Origin of the sequence: Erwinia sp. V90_4 (assembly GCF_029967685.1) — a bacterium.
Lineage (GTDB): Bacteria > Pseudomonadota > Gammaproteobacteria > Enterobacterales > Enterobacteriaceae > Erwinia > Erwinia aphidicola.
On sequence record NZ_JASCAQ010000034.1, the window covers coordinates 64,792 to 79,917 of the forward strand.

Consider the following 15,126-nt stretch of genomic DNA (forward strand, 5'->3'; position numbering starts at 1 on the left):
TAAGCAGCGGCAAATGGCGAGGGGTTGGCGCTTGTATTTATCCCGGGTAAGGAAGATGCTGAACCCGGTATGAACCAGGAGAATGCTTATGAAAAAGGTGATAACCACACTTTTCGCCTTATCGCTGCTTACCCCGGCGCTGGCATCGGCCCATCCCGGCGGCTGGGGTCCCGGCCCCGGTCCGGGCTGGCATCATGGCGACGGCGGCTGGCACGGCGGCCACGGCCCCGGGCGCTTATCATTTCTGCCCGGTGCTGCCGCTGCGGTGCTGATTGGCGGCCTGACTTACTATGTGCTTAACGGCAACTACTACCAGCGCCAGAACGATAACACCTATGTGGTGGTTGACCGCCCGGTGGAACATTACCGCGACAGTTACGACGACATGCGCGCGCTGGATTACAACGGTGAGCGATTTTACGTGCAGGACGGCCATTACTACCGCCGCAGAATCAACGGTGAATATCTGGAAGTTCCACGGCCGCCGGGTCTGTAACTTGCTAAAAATGACAAAAAAAAACGGTCACCGCGGTGACCGTTTTTTTTACATAACCAACAGTTACTTGGTGGTAGCCTGCGGGTCGGTATCGTAATCTTTGCAGCTCTGGAAGCCGTAGTTCATCACACGGCCGGTGTCGCTATAGCTGACAAAGTAAGTCTGCTGTTTACCGTCACGTTCGCCCAGCACATACGTCTGGCAGGTGCCGCGAGCGTGGACCATGGTAATTTCGGTAGAAGGTGGGCCGGCGATGTCACGCACCTGCTGGCGGGTCATCCCTTTTTTCACGTCCTGCACTACTGGTTTGGTGACATAACTTTCAGCCCGGTCGTAGGCAGTACAGCCAGACAACACGGCCAGGGCAACAGCAGCACCAATCAATCCCGTCAACTTACGCATTTATTCTTCCTCATTTATTATCCATGTAAGCTTAAGCCTGGAATATAAATGCAGATTTATCAACTTTATGGCGTCAAATTATTATCGATCTCTCTGCTCCATGCCTATAATGCAGCCATTGAGAATGAACATTCGCATTCCTGTTATTGCTGTAGCTTACAGATTGTTATGGGTCACTCACCCCCAAGCGGAGAGCCGATGAGCACACAAGCAGAAGCACGCGATGCGCGCCACCGTCTGCGCCAGGACGAGATTATCACTGCTGCCCGCCGCTGTTTTCGCCAGCATGGTTTTCATGGCGCCAGCATGGCGCAGCTGGCGCTGGAAGCGCAGCTCAGCGTGGGGCAAATCTATCGCTACTTCACCAATAAAGACGCGATTATCGAAGAGATCATCCGCCGCATAATCGACTACCGCCTGCAGGAGATGATCTCCACCAGCGGCAACATCCACCTGCCCGAGCTGCTGGCGTGGCGCAGGGTACGCAATGAAGAGGATGAAGCCCTGATGATCGAGGTTGCCGCCGAAGCCACGCGCAACCCGCGAGTGGCAAAGATGATGGCCGATGCCGACCAGCGTATGTTCACCCAGGCCTGTCGCAAAGTGGCGGATGAACATCCTGAGTTCAGCCCTGAGCGGGTTCGCGCCTCGGTCGAGATCCTCGCCGTCATGGTGGAAGGCACCTCTTACCGCCGCATCACGCCGCAGAAAGCGTCAGCAGAACGTCTCTATACCCTTTATCAGCAAATTAACGACCTTCTTTTCAGATCAGAGGAATCATGACACCTGCTCATCCCAAACGTCTTGGCTATGCCATCACGCTCGGCCTGCTGGCGGCTCTTGGCCCGCTTTGCATCGATCTCTACCTGCCCGCGCTGCCGGAACTGGCTAAAGACCTGCACACGCCGACCGCAACGGCACAGCTGAGCCTGACCGCCGGCCTGCTCGGCCTTGGCTTAGGCCAGCTGTTTTTCGGCCCGCTAAGCGATAAATATGGCCGTATTCGCCCGCTGCTGCTGTCGCTGGTGCTGCTGCTGGTGGCCTCCATCGGCTGTGCGCTGGCGCAGGATATCCATCAGCTGCTGCTGGCGCGGCTATTTGAGGGGCTGTCCGGGGCTGGCGGTGCGGTGCTGTCGCGCGCCATTGCCCGCGATATGTACAGCGGCCACGAGCTGACCAAATTCTTTGCGCTACTGATGCTGGTCAACGGCCTGGCGCCGATTGCTGCGCCAGTGCTGGGCGGCGCGCTGATGGCGTTCCTCGACTGGCGCGGGCTGTTTATGGTGCTGGCGGCGATTGCCGTGCTGCTGTTTGTGCTGGCACGCCTCAAGCTGCACGAGACCCTGCCCGCTGAGCGGCGCAGCCAGGGCAGTCTGTTCTCGGCCTGGGCGGCTCTCGGCCAGGTGGTCACTCATCGCCCGTTTATGGGCTTCTGCCTGACGCAGGGCTTTATGATGTCGGGCATGTTCGCCTATATCGGCGCATCGCCGTTCGTCCTGCAGCAGATCTACCAGCTTTCCCCTCAGGCATTCAGCTTCTGCTTCGCCGCCAATGGGGTCGGCCTGATTATTGCATCACAGGTTAGTGCCCGCCTCAGCCCGCTGTGGGGTGAGTATCGCGTGCTGAAAGGCGGGCTGGTGCTGGCGTTTATCTCTTCCGGCAGCCTGCTGGTGGCGGGGCTAAGCAGTGCGAGCCTGCCGCTGGTACTGGTGGCGCTGTTCTTCAGCGTGGCCAGCAACGGCGTGATCTCCGTCACCGCGGCCTCGCTGGCGATGCAGAGCCAGGGGCACCGTGCAGGCAGCGCTTCGGCCGTGATTGGCGTCACCATGTTTACCCTGGGCGGCATTAGCGTCCCGGTTACCGGTATCGGTGGCACCTCGGTACTGACCATGAGCGCCACCATCTTTGGCTGTTATATGCTGGCGATTCTGATGTTCAATCTGCTGGCACAGAAAGCGAAAACAGCCTGACCCAATCAGACCCGGTGCAGAGAGTAACGTATTGATTGTTGTGGTTTCGCGCCGGGCACGTTAGCTTAAACAGATAAATTGCACACGGTCGCCGCCAGTCGGCGCTGAAAATGAGGAGAGGTAAATGGCTCTGCAACAGGACATTATCGCGGCGCTGGGCGTCAAGCCCACTATTGATGCTCAGGCAGAAATTCGCACCAGCGTTGAATTTCTTAAATCCTATCTGAAAACGTATCCGTTCCTGAAGTCGCTGGTGCTGGGCATCAGCGGCGGTCAAGACTCTACCCTGACGGGTAAACTGTGCCAGATCGCCATTAACGAACTGCGCGCTGAAACTGGCGACAGCAGCTACCAGTTTATCGCGGTGCGCCTGCCGCACGGCGTACAGGCCGATGAGCAGGACTGCCAGGACGCCATTGCGTTTATTCAGCCGGACCGCGTGCTGACGGTGAACATCAAGGCTGCGGTGCAGGCCAGCGAGCAGGCGCTGCGCGATGCCGGAATTACGCTTTCCGATTTTATTCGCGGCAACGATAAAGCGCGCGAGCGCATGAAAACTCAGTACAACATTGCCGGTATGACTTCCGGGGTGGTGGTCGGCACCGACCACGCGGCGGAAGCCGTCACCGGGTTCTTTACCAAATACGGCGATGGCGGCACCGATATCAACCCGATCTTCCGCCTGCATAAAGGTCAGGGTAAGCAGCTGCTGAAAGCGCTGGGCTGCCCGGAGCACCTCTATCTGAAGCACCCCACCGCCGACCTTGAAGACGATCGTCCGGGCCTGCAGGATGAAGTGGCGCTGGGCGTGACCTATGAGATGATCGACCGCTATCTGGAAGGGCAAACCATCGACCCGGCGGCAGCGAAAACCATTGAGAACTGGTATCTGAAAACCGAACACAAACGCCGCCCGCCGATTACGGTGTTTGACGATTTCTGGAAACGTTAACCCCTTCGGCCTTTTCACCGGTTATTCCTTACGCGAAAACTCCTGCTATACTGTGCGCATACACAGTATGCCGGAGTTTTTAGTGGTCAGAAGAATAGCCAGTCATCGCCTTGAGTTTGAACCCGCCGCGATCTACCAATATCCGGAACAGCTGCGTCCGTGGCTCGAGTCCCTGCCCTCCCTGCCCGGCGTCTATATTTTTCATGGTGAAAGCGAAACCCTGCCGCTGTATATCGGTAAAAGCGTCAATATCCGCAGCCGGGTGCTGTCGCATCTGCGCACGCCGGATGAAGCACGCATGCTGCGCCAGGCCACGCGCATCAGTTTTATCCCTACCGCCGGTGAGCTGGGCGCGCTGCTGCTGGAAGCCCAGATGATCAAACTGCAGCAGCCGCTGTTCAATAAGCGCCTGCGCAAAAACCGCCAGCTGTGCGCGCTACAGATCCGCGCCGGGCGCCCGCAGGTGGTGTATGCCAAAGAGGTCGACTTCTCGCACACCCCGGATCTGTTCGGCCTGTATGCCAGCCGCCGCGCCGCGCTGGACACCCTGCAAAAAATTGCCGACGAGCAGCGGCTCTGCTACGGCCTGCTGGGGCTGGAAACGCTGACTAAAGGTCGCGCCTGCTTCCGCTACAGCCTGAAACGCTGCGCCGGAGCCTGCTGTGGGGAAGAGTCACTGGAGGCGCACCAGCAGCGCCTGCTGGCGGCGCTGGACGCCGTGCGCCTGCAGTGCTGGCCATGGCCGGGTGCCGTCGCCGTGGTGGAAAAAGGCGTCAGCCAGCAGCAGATACATGTGATCAATAACTGGCTCTACCTCGGTTCAGTCAGCGATCTGGCGGATGCCGCCGCCCTGTGCACCACCCCGCCCGGTTTTGACAGCGACGGTTATAAGATCCTCTGCAAGCCGCTGCTGAAAGGCAGCCTGCCGATCATCCCTCTGCCCGGCGCCTGAACAAAACAAAACCGCCGACGGTGACCACGGCTATTCAGGCGGTGTGGGCAACGTCGGCGGTCTCAGATTTGTGCAGCCTGCTCGGTTCGAAGGGGGAAGGCATCCCTCCCCACTTCAAAACTAGCGGATTTAATCTTCTGCAGGCGCCATTTTACCTTCATGCTGCGGCTTTTCAGTCAGACGTTTCTCAAAGTTCTGATTAAACTGTTTTTTCTGTTCAGGGGTCAGCACGTTATACAGCTTGTTTTGCGTCTCCAGCATCGACATTGCCCGCGCTTTGCCGTTGGCAGACATCTGTTCAGCCTGCGCTTCTGCCTTCGCCTTGTCGAAGCTGTCGGAGGCAATAATGTTATGTACCGCACGGCGCTCTTCCAGCGACGGGCGCTTCATCTCTTTATGGGACTCTTTCATGATGGTGCGCATCTGTTGTTTCTGCGCGTCCGTCAGATTCAGTCCTTTAAACATCTCGTGCATTCCACCGTGACGCGGTGGCTTATGCATCATCGGCTTGTCGGCGCCCGCCGGCGGTGGCGTCAGAGTATCAGCGGCTGCATGAACGATATTTGCAGCACCCAGAGCCAGTGAAGCGGCAACAAAAACAGAGGTTAATTTACGCATAATATAGTCCTTACTTTTCAGTTCAATGACGACGCGATTGTCGTGATGTCGGAAGCAAGTTTACGGCGCTGAACGTCAAGTAGTCAGAGCGTCAGTAAAGCCCTGAAAGCATAAAAGACAATTTGACGCCAATCATGAAGAGAATGCGAAGATTATGGTGAGGAATTGCAAAAGAATATGAATTTGCACAGGTTTATGCAGAAATTATGGAGGAGTGTAATCTGTGCGGCAGGATAGCGGAAGGAAAAAGTTAACGCATTAACGGCCTGGCGACTGCGTGGCAGAGCCGCCACGGGGCGGCTCATTTTCAGATTACGGCGTCGAGCCGAGCGCCTCATTATGCGCATTATCTTCGACCAGCATCAGCCCGGCACGCAGGCCGACCGCGACGTTGGGATTAGGGAACAGCACGTACTCCCGCGCCTGCTGGACAAAATAACGCTTCTCGCCATCTTCCGCCAGCAGCGTGCCCTGCGGGAAAACGGTGAAGTTCAGCGTGTCGTCGTTCATATGCAGCACAAAGCTATCCGACAAACGGGTGATCTGCTGAGAGACCCGATAGCGGCGCGGCGCCTCAGCGACGGCAGGCGGTTCCCCCCCGCAAATCAGCGCGATCAGCGCCTGCCGGGCCGCACTGAACTGGCTGAGATCGTTCTGCCCAAACGGCAGTGCTTTACCCAGCTCCAGCGTACAGCTGGCAGCCTGAAAATGCTGGCTGCTATAGTGGGTAAAAGTGCCACCCGGCGCGCGGTGGAACACCAGCGCCTCCAGCCCGGCAACGCCCAGCCAAGCCATAAAATCTTCCGGCCACGGCGTGTCGCGCAGCGGCAGCACGCCAAAGCGCGTATGCCATGAGCCGCGGATCGCGGTGTGCATATCAATATGCCAGCGCACCTCTTCGTACTCGCCGGCCTGCCAGAAGTTCTCCATCGCCTGCTCCAGCCGCCAGGCGCGGCGCGCTTCCGGACAGTCTTCATACTGCTGCCAGCGGCCGCCAAACATGCGGTTCATATCGCCGTGCAGATAGCGCTTATTACGCCTCAGCGCTGCCGGGTTGCCATAAATCACCAGCAGCCGCGTCTGCAGCGGCCGCTCGCCGCGCAGCAGAGAGTCCAGCAGCGGCTCAACAATTTCTACCGGGGCCGTCTCGTTGCCGTGGATCCCGGCAGAGACCACCAGCGCCATGGTCGCCGGTTGGGTCGGGGTCAGTTCAACGATCCCCTCATCGATCCAGCGCCAGCTGAGATGCTCATTACGCCCCTCAGGCGCGGAGGGGGTTTGCCCGTTTAGCGTGGTGGTGAGGAAGTCCTGCATTGATACTCCTTAGAATCAATCGCCGTTCAGCCATGACAGGCCGGAGCTGATCTCCGGCCCTGCGATCATCGCGTTACTGCTGAAAACGGTAAACATTGCCTAAGTTTAGCAGCTTCGTCAGCTCATCGAGAGCTTCACGTCCTTCACGCAGCAATTGCGGGTCGGCCAGGTCAGCCTGCGACAGCCGGTCGCGGTAGTGGCGCTCTACCCAGCCGTTGAGCGTGGCGAACAGCTGGTCGTTCATCATCACCGCCGGATTGACCGCCGCCTGCTGCTGCTCATTCAGCACTACGCGCAGGCGCAGACAGGCCGGACCGCCGCCGTTGCACATACTTTCGCGCAGGTCGAATACTTTCAGTTCATCAATCAAGCCGCCGCGGGTGATCAGCTCGCTGAGATACGCCCAGACGCCCGCATGGCGGCGCGCCTCTTCCGGCAGAACCAGCAGCATTTTGCCGTCTGGCTTGCTCAGCAGCTGGCTGTTGAACAGATAGGTTGACACCGCATCGGCCACGCTCACCCGGCTATCCGGAACTTCGATGGCGCTGAAGCCCGGCACTTTCGCCCCCAGCTCCGCCAGCAGCTGCGGCTGATTAACAAAGGCCTGCTGATGGCAAAACAGCGCCTGCTGGTTGCTGACGGCAATCACGTCATTGTGGAACACCCCCTGGTCGATCACCGCCGGATTCTGCTGAGCGAATACCGTGCGGGCCGGATCAAGCTGATGCAGCCGTGCCACGGCTTCACTGGCCTCCAGCGTCTGGCGTGCCGGGTAACGCACGGGAGCCACCTCGCCACGGCGTTCTGCGCGCCCATAGACAAACAGCTGCACGCCCGGCTCGCCGTAGCCGTTGCCAAAGCGGTTGTGGTTGGCCGCGCCCTCATCACCAAACATCGCCACCTGCGGCAGCGCGTCGTGCACGCTGAAGTGGTCACGATCGCGGAAAATAGCGCGCAGCAGCGCCGCCGTGGTGGGGGCTTCTATCGCGCGGTGAAACTTATTGTTCAGATTGGCCACGGTGAGATGCACGCGACCGTCGGCGCTGTCCGCCGAAGGGGATACGGTCGCGGCATTGGCGACCCACATTGCCGACGCCGAACTGGCGGCAGAAAGCAGCTGCGGTGCCTGTTTTGCCGCCTGCGCCAGCACCTGGTCATCGCTGCCGCTAAAGCCAATCTGGCGCAGCGCTTCAATATCCGGGCGCTGGTGCGGCGGGATCACGCCCTGGGCAAAGCCCATATCCGCCAGCGCTTTCATCTTCATCAAGCCCTGCAACGCCGCCAGCTTCGGGTTGGACTGCTGGTGCTGGTTGCGGGTTGAGGCTTCATTACCAAACGACAGCCCGGCATAGTGGTGGGTCAGCCCCGGCAGGCCGTCGAAGTTAACTTCACGTGCGCTCATCGGGCACCTCCTGCATCGCTAAAATCGAGGCCCGGTGACAGACTGGCAGGCAGCGACAGATCGCTGGACTCCAGCGAGGCCATCGGCCAGGCGCAGTAGTCTGCAGCATACCAGGCGCTGGCGCGGTGGTTACCGGAAGCGCCGATGCCGCCGAATGGCGCGGTACTGGCTGCCCCGGTCAGCGGTTTATTCCAGTTCACGATCCCGGCACGCGCTTCAATCAGCAGGCGCTCAAACTTCTCACGCTGTGGGGAGATCAGCCCGCAGGCCAGGCCGTAGCGGGTGTTATTGGCAATGCGGATCGCCCGGTCGAAATCGTCGTAGCGGATCACCGTCAGCAGCGGCCCGAACACCTCTTCATCCGGCAGGTTGGCAACATCGGTCACGTCAATAATGCCCGGCGTCAGGATCGCGCTGTCGCGCTGCGGCCACTGCATCGCCAGCAGCACTTTGCCGCCGCTATCGATGCGTGCCTGCCATTCGCTGTAGATCTTCTCAGCGGCCTGCAGCGAGATCACGCTGCCCATAAAGGGCTGCGGCTCGGCATTCCAGCTTCCGCTGCGAATTTTTGCCGCCACTTCAACCAGGCGCTGCAGGAAGGCATCCCCCGCCGCGCCGCGCTTCACCAGCAGACGGCGCGCACAGGTGCAGCGCTGCCCGGCGCTGATAAACGCCGACTGAATGGCGATATGCACCGCGCCGTCGATATTATCAGGATCTTCGACGATCAGCGGATTGTTGCCGCCCATCTCCAGCGCCAGCATTTTAGCAGGCTGCCCCGCCAGCTGACGGTGCAGCTGATAGCCGGTTGCCGCACTGCCGGTAAACAGCACGCCGTCCACCTGCGGCTCCTGCGACAGCGCCTGGCCGGTTTCGCGCCCGCCCTGTACCATGTTCAGCACGCCACCCGGCAGCCCGGCACTCAGCCACAGCCGCACGGTGATCTCCGCCGTCAGCGGCGTCAGCTCGCTCGGTTTGAACACCACGCAGTTGCCCGCCAGCAGCGCTGGCACGATATGCCCATTCGGCAGATGTCCGGGAAAGTTGTACGGGCCGAATACCGCCATCACGCCGTGCGGACGGTGGCGCAGCGAACTGTCAGCACCATTCTGCTCGCCGGTGCGCTGATGATAGGCGCGCACGGAGATCGCCACTTTATTGATCATCGCCTGCACTTCGGTCTGGGTTTCCCAGCGCGGCTTGCCGGTTTCGCGCGAGATCGCCTCACTCAGCTCCACTTTGCTTTTTTCCAGCAGAACGGCAAATTTCTCAGCAATTGCCTGACGCTCGGAGAACGGGCGTCGCGCCCAGGCTGGAAAGGCAGCCCGGGCCGCGGCACAGGCGTCAGTCACCTGCCCGGCGCTGGCGGCTTTACCCTGCCACAGCAGCTCGCCGTGTACCGGATCGGTTTTTGTGATGTTGTCGCAGCCGCCGATTAGCCACTGGCCGTTAATACAGTGCGTCATGCTTTTTTCTCCTCACGAAAAAGTGTCACCACCCGCAGCTTATCGCCCGGCTGGCACAGCAAAATGTCTGCCTGTTCTGGCGTAATACTGATGCTCTCTGCCTCTGCATTGGCAGGCAGCAGGATCGCGCGGAACTGCTGATAGTTTTCATTCGACACCAGGCACAGCGGCAGGTTTTCGTCCTGCTGCGGGTCGATGCGCGCCGTCATAGGGTGGCTTTTACGAATCGCCCGTACGCGATCAATGTCGCACTCCAGCGTCGGGCCGCCGTCGAAAATGTCAATGTAGTTCTGGAACTGGAAACCCTCGGCTTCCAGCACGGCGCGCGCCGGAGCCGTTTGCGGATGAACCTTGCCGATCACTTCGCGCGCGTCTTGCGTCAGGTAGTCGATATACAGCGGATGCTTCGGCATCAGTTCGGCGATAAACGCCTTCTGCCCGGTGCCGCACAGATAGTCGGCATCGGCGAAGGACATGGAGAAGAAGCGGCTGCCCACGCTGTCCCAGAACGGCGAACGTCCCTCGTCATCGATCCAGCCGCGCATCTCCGCGACCACCTTCTGCATAAAGTGCTGGCGAAAACCGGCCATAAACAGAAAGCGCGATTTAGATAACAGGTAACCGTTTTTGCCATTGCGGTAGTCCGGGTCAAGGAATAGCGTACAGAGCTCGCTGCTGCCGGTATGGTCGTTGCTGAGCGACAGCGTCGGCAGCATGTTGTACACGTTCAGCTCTTTCGAGGCGTGCACCTGGGTGCCGACGCGAAAGTTGTACCACGGGTCCTGCAGACCGACCGCCACTTCAATCGCGCAGATCCCGACGGCCTTCTGGCTCTCACTGTCGGCCAGCACAAACACGTATCCCTGTTCTGCACGCGGCAGTTCACCCTGCCAGGTCAAAATCGAACGTTCGATACGCGCCGACAGCGTGTCGCTGTCGGCAGGCAGTGAGGTCAGTCCCCCGCCGGTTTTGCCGGCGAGGTGCATCAGCTGTGCCAGATCGTCTCGTTCAACGGGACGAATAAACATCATAGGCCGGCTCCTTCAGTGAGCGTACGGCAGGCGCGTTCAAAGCGGGCCAGCCCTTCGGTCACTTCCTCGCGGGTGATAATCAGCGACGGCGCGAAGCGCACCACGTTGGCCCCGGCAATCAGCACCATCAGCCCTTCGCTGGCCGCTGCCTGATTGATCTGTTTGGCTTTACCCTGGAAATCCTGATTCAGCACGCAGCCGATCAGCAGGCCGAGGCCGCGAATTTCGCTAAACAGCTGCAAACGCTGGTTGATCTGGTTGAGACCGTCGACAAACCACTGATGACGCTCTATCACGCCCGCCATCACTTCCGGGCGATTGATCAGCTCCATCACTTTTCCACCCACCGCCCCTGCCAGCGGATTGCCGCCGTAGGTAGTGCCGTGGCTGCCAACGTTGAGGTGCGCCGCCAGCGTTTCGGTGGTCAGCATCGCACCAATCGGGAAGCCGCCGCCCAGCGCTTTCGCGGTGGTCAGCACGTCCGGCGTTACCCCGTAGTGCATGTAGGCATACAGCGAACCGGTGCGGCCCACCCCGCTCTGCACTTCGTCAAAAATCAGCAGCGCGCCGTGCTGGTCGCACAGCTCACGCAGGCCACGCAGGAATGCCGGCTGCGCCGGAACCACACCGCCTTCGCCCTGGATCGGTTCAACGATCACCGCACAGGTGCTGTCGTTAATCAGCGCGGCAGCGGAGGCGAGGTCGTTATACACCGCGTGCTGAATACCACCGGGCAGCGGCGCAAAATCTTTCGAGTAGGCGGGCTGCCCACCGGCAGAAACGGTGAACAGCGTGCGTCCGTGAAACGCGTTGTTAAACGCCACGATGCCATTTTTATCTTCAGCACCATTATCATGGGCCACTTTACGCGACAGCTTCAGCGCTGCTTCGTTGGCTTCCGCACCGGAGTTACAGAAAAACGCCCGGTCGGCAAAGGTGGCATCCACCAGCTGCTTCGCCAGGCGCAGGATAGGCTCATTGGTATAACCGTTGCCGGTGTGCCACAGCAGTGCGGCCTGCTGCTGCAGCGCCAGCTGCAGGTCCGGGTGGGCATGGCCCAGGGCATTAACCGCAATGCCACCGGCAAAGTCGATATACGACTTGCCCTCCTGATCCCATAAGGTCGACCCTTCAGCCCTGACCGGCACAAAGCTGGCAGGTGCGTAGGTAGGAACAATCCATTGATCAAAGTTTTGACGGGTGACTGACGGTTGCATAGCGGCCTCGTATTTCATTATCCCCTGCTTGCGTGCAGGGTGAATTAAAAGTTTAAAAAATGTTAATGAGATGATTCATTGCAGCTCTACTGTAGATTGCACGCTGCGTGCCAGCTAGCGGTAAAAATGCATAAACCATTTTGAACAACCATATATCAATCACTTACGCCAAGTCGCTATTCACACTTAATGCATAAAAAGTGAATAAGATTCCGATCCGCCCGGCTTAACCGCACAATAAAAAGCAGAATTATGCATTGCTAAAATAAAATATCGATTATGTGATCAAAGCCAGAATTAGGTTTTAAAAAGAGGCAGTTAGCGCACCAAAATGAACCAGTTGCACCAAAAGAGGGAGAGTTAAGAAAAGTTAAAACTTATCAAGGGTGGCAGGCTGCCACCCTGAGAAAGGGTCATTTGCCAGCTCAGGCCGTCATACGTTCGTTCCATGAGTCTTTGAATACAATGTTTCCGTTGCAATGCTTCCAGGTAATCATTTCGTAGCGCAGCATGACGGTTTCTAAATGCGTGCCCGTTGCGGCGCCAGGATAGAGATCCGGCGTGATTGAAACGATTTTGACGTTATCGAGGAGGATATTGAAATATTCCATTTCCCGACCGGCCTCAGATATCTCATACAGCTTAATGATCCCTCTTTTCAGCTTTGCTCCGTTCACCAATGCTCGGTAGAGCAGAGGCGTGGTTTTATCGAACTCCTTTTGTACCATAATGGGAGCATGTACTCTGGTTCCGGTAAGGCGCCCGGTATTGCCATCAACCGGAATGTTAAGGTTATGGCTTAATGATTTTAGCTCTATCGCCCCGAGGCGTCCGTTAACCAGCGAGCCCCCCACGATGGGAGAACCATTTTCATCTTCTAACCAGAGATAGGCGGGATTTGACATACTAAACTCCTTCTTAGTTAAGAATATCCATAAAACCGGGTACTGCTCTGCAACCTATATTTCGGGGTGTTGGTTACGCGTTCACTTTAACTTATCAAATGGTGCTGATATTTTGGTGAAAATAAAGATCAAAGCAACCCAACCAATGACTGTATACCCAAACCAGTATTTTGAAAAAATACTCTCACAAAACACTGCAACACCAATCAAACACGCCGGAAAAAGTAGATCTGATAAAATCAATGAAATTAAACTTTTAAACATTTACCATTCCTTTTCCATTCAACTCAGGTACATATTTAACCAGCCCTACTTATATGTGATAAACGGCTTAATAATTCGTAAGAGAACCTCCACAAGAACAACAAATGAAATCAATATCATTATGTGCGCGTGCTCAGGGAAGTATGATAAGAAAAATAGGCAGCACGCCAGCATAGCCGCAGGGAACAAAAGGTCCGTAATAGACAACTCTATCAGACTCTTAAACACTGACTTCACTCCTTATTATCTCTAGCAGATCTGACTGATTGAGACGCTGCCCCCCTGCAAGTTGTATCTTTTTGATAAGATTATTCATTACAGGCTCGATGAAATAATATAACATCTCTATCTGCAGTTCATATAGTACCCAATAAAAGCTTGGCTCAAGAGATTTAAGTTTCCTTGCAGCTAATGCAGCTTTTTGCTCAATGCCATAGAATTGTAAAAAGGCGATAACATACGGCATTCCTTTTGAAACTCTCCCGATAACTGTATTTGATAATAACTGCGATTCAGCCAAAACCTTAGAAAGTGTTAAAGACATTGCCAATCGGGTGGTTTTCCCGACTTCTTTATTTGCTAAAAAACTGGTAACTTTTTTTACAACATTTTGAACTTTACTCTTCTGATTTCCAGACTCTGTATCATCCAAAATAAGCTGTATATAAATCATAATCATCAATTGTATGACATCACGATATTTGTAAATAGATTTTACAGAAAGCGCCATCCTCCTTTCTTCAGTGAACAGTTCATTGCACACATCTGCATACCTTTCAGTCAGGCAGGAGGTATACCACGAGGCGCGCTCCATTCCAGAGTAAACATTAGAAACCACGCCCTGGGCAGAACGGATAACGTTTTTAAGCCCGGCTTCCGAATAAAGCGCTAGCTGCCTGTCGCTGTGAAACTTCAGTTTTAACAGATCTGATGCAGACATCATTACCTCCCCAATAAGTTGAGTTAATTTTTTATCGTGTCGCATTCAGATAGCGTGAATCTATAGTAAAAATGCTAAATAAGTACACCCAATGATTTAACGACCGCAATCATCAACAGACAGTCAACGTCGCAATCGTTAAGGGGCTATTTAGCATTAAATAACCATCACGTCAGGCGATAGTGTTTATCCGGCACCGGGGTATCGGGCAGTTCGGTTTCCAGACTCATCTCGCGCAGGTTGATCTCAATATTGATACACATGGCATCCAGCGGCAGATGGTTTTTGGCAAGGCCAAACGGCATCTCCAGCTCCTCTGCCAGCGTGTCCAGCGACAGGAAGGTGTAAGAGATAAACACCGACACCAGCGGCGTCATGTAATGCAGGTCCGGCACCAGCGCGAACGGCAGCAGCGTACAGAACAGGTAGACCGTGCGGTGCAGCAGCAGGCCGTAGGCAAAGGGCACCGGCATGCTCGCCAGCCGCTCGCAGCCGCCCAGCACCTGCGACAGCTGGTTAATATTGCTGTCCATATGCTGGTAGAGAATATCGGAAATATTGCCACGACGTCGCTGTTCCGCCAGCCAGTTCGACAGCTGCAGCTCAATAAAGTTAGTCGGCGCGCGGCGCGTTAAGATTTCATCGGCTTCATCACCGAGATAGCGGCGCAGGTCCGCATGGGCATCGGTGCGGCGCAGCTGGTGCTTCAGGCTGTAGCAAAATGCCAGCAGCAGCGCCATCACGCGCGGCGCTTCTGCGGGGGAAATGGCCTGCGCCAGCCGCTGCAGCGTGCGGCAGGCAATCAGTAAGTTGCCCCAGAACATGCGCGCCTCGATAAAGCGACCAAAGCAGACGCTGTTGCGAAAGCCAAGAAACACCGCAATCGACACCCCGAGCAGGCTGAACGGGGCCAGCGTCAGCTTAATCCCCAGGGTTTCATACCAGTCGAGACAGTAAATCGCGATGATCGACATCAGCAGATTCAGCGACAGGCGGAACCAGATGCCGGGTAATACCGAACCGTGCCAGGCGAACAGGCGGACAAACCAGTGACTATTTGTTGGGCGGATGATCATGATGTGAGGATGAGTGGGATTTTTCGCGATTGTGCGGAAAAATCTCGCGCCTGAGAAGTGATATTTTGTGAGTTTAATCACATATATTTGCTGGCCGCATATTGACAAAAATCACCCTCTC

The 15,126-nt window shown here is 56.7% G+C and carries 16 protein-coding genes; 5 read left to right on the forward strand and 11 right to left on the reverse strand.

The annotated features are described in order from the left end of the window. Positions 1–88: 88 nt before the first annotated feature. A complete protein-coding gene (locus QLG07_RS03980) occupies positions 89–496 on the forward strand; it encodes a DUF6515 family protein (protein WP_282468531.1) in 408 nt (135 codons plus the stop codon). Positions 497–559: 63 nt separating this feature from the next. Here QLG07_RS03980 and osmE read toward each other — a convergent pair whose 3' ends face one another. Next, the gene (gene osmE / locus QLG07_RS03985; protein WP_048916222.1) at positions 560–898 is read right to left on the reverse strand and encodes an osmotically-inducible lipoprotein OsmE; all 339 of its coding nucleotides are present in this window, start codon (positions 896–898) and stop codon (positions 560–562) included. A gap of 198 nt (positions 899–1,096) precedes the next feature. Between osmE and QLG07_RS03990 the strand changes: the two genes are divergently transcribed. The 4 genes from QLG07_RS03990 (at position 1,097) to cho (ending at position 4,772) form a co-directional block, all read left to right on the forward strand. Further along, a complete protein-coding gene (locus QLG07_RS03990) occupies positions 1,097–1,681 on the forward strand; it encodes a helix-turn-helix domain-containing protein (RefSeq protein ID WP_282468532.1) in 585 nt (194 codons plus the stop codon). Beyond that, positions 1,678–2,868 (forward strand): multidrug effflux MFS transporter, encoded by a 1,191-nt coding sequence (locus tag QLG07_RS03995; RefSeq protein ID WP_048916224.1) that lies wholly within the window; start codon positions 1,678–1,680, stop codon positions 2,866–2,868. The genes QLG07_RS03990 and QLG07_RS03995 overlap by 4 nt, the downstream gene beginning before the upstream one ends. 124 nt (positions 2,869–2,992) lie before the next feature. Next, the gene (gene nadE, locus QLG07_RS04000) at positions 2,993–3,820 is read left to right on the forward strand and encodes an ammonia-dependent NAD(+) synthetase (RefSeq protein WP_048916225.1); all 828 of its coding nucleotides are present in this window, start codon (positions 2,993–2,995) and stop codon (positions 3,818–3,820) included. A gap of 82 nt (positions 3,821–3,902) precedes the next feature. Next, the gene (cho, locus tag QLG07_RS04005) at positions 3,903–4,772 is read left to right on the forward strand and encodes an excinuclease Cho (RefSeq protein ID WP_048916226.1); all 870 of its coding nucleotides are present in this window, start codon (positions 3,903–3,905) and stop codon (positions 4,770–4,772) included. A gap of 129 nt (positions 4,773–4,901) precedes the next feature. Here cho and spy read toward each other — a convergent pair whose 3' ends face one another. The 10 genes from spy to QLG07_RS04055 form a co-directional block, all read right to left on the reverse strand. Continuing rightward, the gene (spy, locus tag QLG07_RS04010) at positions 4,902–5,390 is read right to left on the reverse strand and encodes an ATP-independent periplasmic protein-refolding chaperone Spy (protein WP_048916227.1); all 489 of its coding nucleotides are present in this window, start codon (positions 5,388–5,390) and stop codon (positions 4,902–4,904) included. Between the two features lie 312 nt (positions 5,391–5,702). Further along, positions 5,703–6,704: a succinylglutamate desuccinylase gene (astE, locus tag QLG07_RS04015; protein ID WP_099754368.1), complete on the reverse strand. Its 1,002-nt coding sequence runs from the start codon at positions 6,702–6,704 to the stop codon at positions 5,703–5,705. A 73-nt stretch (positions 6,705–6,777) separates the two neighbouring features. Beyond that, positions 6,778–8,106 carry an N-succinylarginine dihydrolase gene (gene astB, locus QLG07_RS04020; RefSeq protein WP_282468533.1) on the reverse strand — a complete coding sequence of 443 codons (1,329 nt, stop codon included), beginning with the start codon at positions 8,104–8,106 and terminating at the stop codon, positions 6,778–6,780. Further along, entirely contained in the window at positions 8,103–9,572 is a 1,470-nt protein-coding gene (gene astD / locus QLG07_RS04025; RefSeq protein WP_282468534.1) for a succinylglutamate-semialdehyde dehydrogenase, read from the reverse strand. Before astD ends, astB begins: the two co-directional genes overlap by 4 nt. Further along, a complete protein-coding gene (astA, locus tag QLG07_RS04030) occupies positions 9,569–10,603 on the reverse strand; it encodes an arginine N-succinyltransferase (protein WP_282468535.1) in 1,035 nt (344 codons plus the stop codon). The genes astD and astA overlap by 4 nt, the downstream gene beginning before the upstream one ends. Continuing rightward, positions 10,600–11,820, reverse strand: coding sequence for an aspartate aminotransferase family protein (locus QLG07_RS04035; protein WP_282468596.1), 1,221 nt, complete (start codon positions 11,818–11,820; stop codon positions 10,600–10,602). The genes astA and QLG07_RS04035 overlap by 4 nt, the downstream gene beginning before the upstream one ends. Before the next feature lie 425 nt (positions 11,821–12,245). After that, positions 12,246–12,725 carry a type VI secretion system tube protein TssD gene (gene tssD / locus QLG07_RS04040; protein ID WP_282468536.1) on the reverse strand — a complete coding sequence of 160 codons (480 nt, stop codon included), beginning with the start codon at positions 12,723–12,725 and terminating at the stop codon, positions 12,246–12,248. Positions 12,726–12,806: 81 nt separating this feature from the next. Beyond that, complete coding sequence (locus tag QLG07_RS04045) at positions 12,807–12,989, reverse strand: hypothetical protein (RefSeq protein ID WP_282468537.1); 183 nt, start codon at positions 12,987–12,989, stop codon at positions 12,807–12,809. Positions 12,990–13,209: 220 nt separating this feature from the next. Further along, a complete protein-coding gene (locus QLG07_RS04050; protein WP_282468538.1) occupies positions 13,210–13,929 on the reverse strand; it encodes a hypothetical protein in 720 nt (239 codons plus the stop codon). A gap of 167 nt (positions 13,930–14,096) precedes the next feature. Continuing rightward, positions 14,097–15,005: a bestrophin family ion channel gene (locus tag QLG07_RS04055; RefSeq protein ID WP_133623474.1), complete on the reverse strand. Its 909-nt coding sequence runs from the start codon at positions 15,003–15,005 to the stop codon at positions 14,097–14,099. Positions 15,006–15,126: the final 121 nt, after the last annotated feature.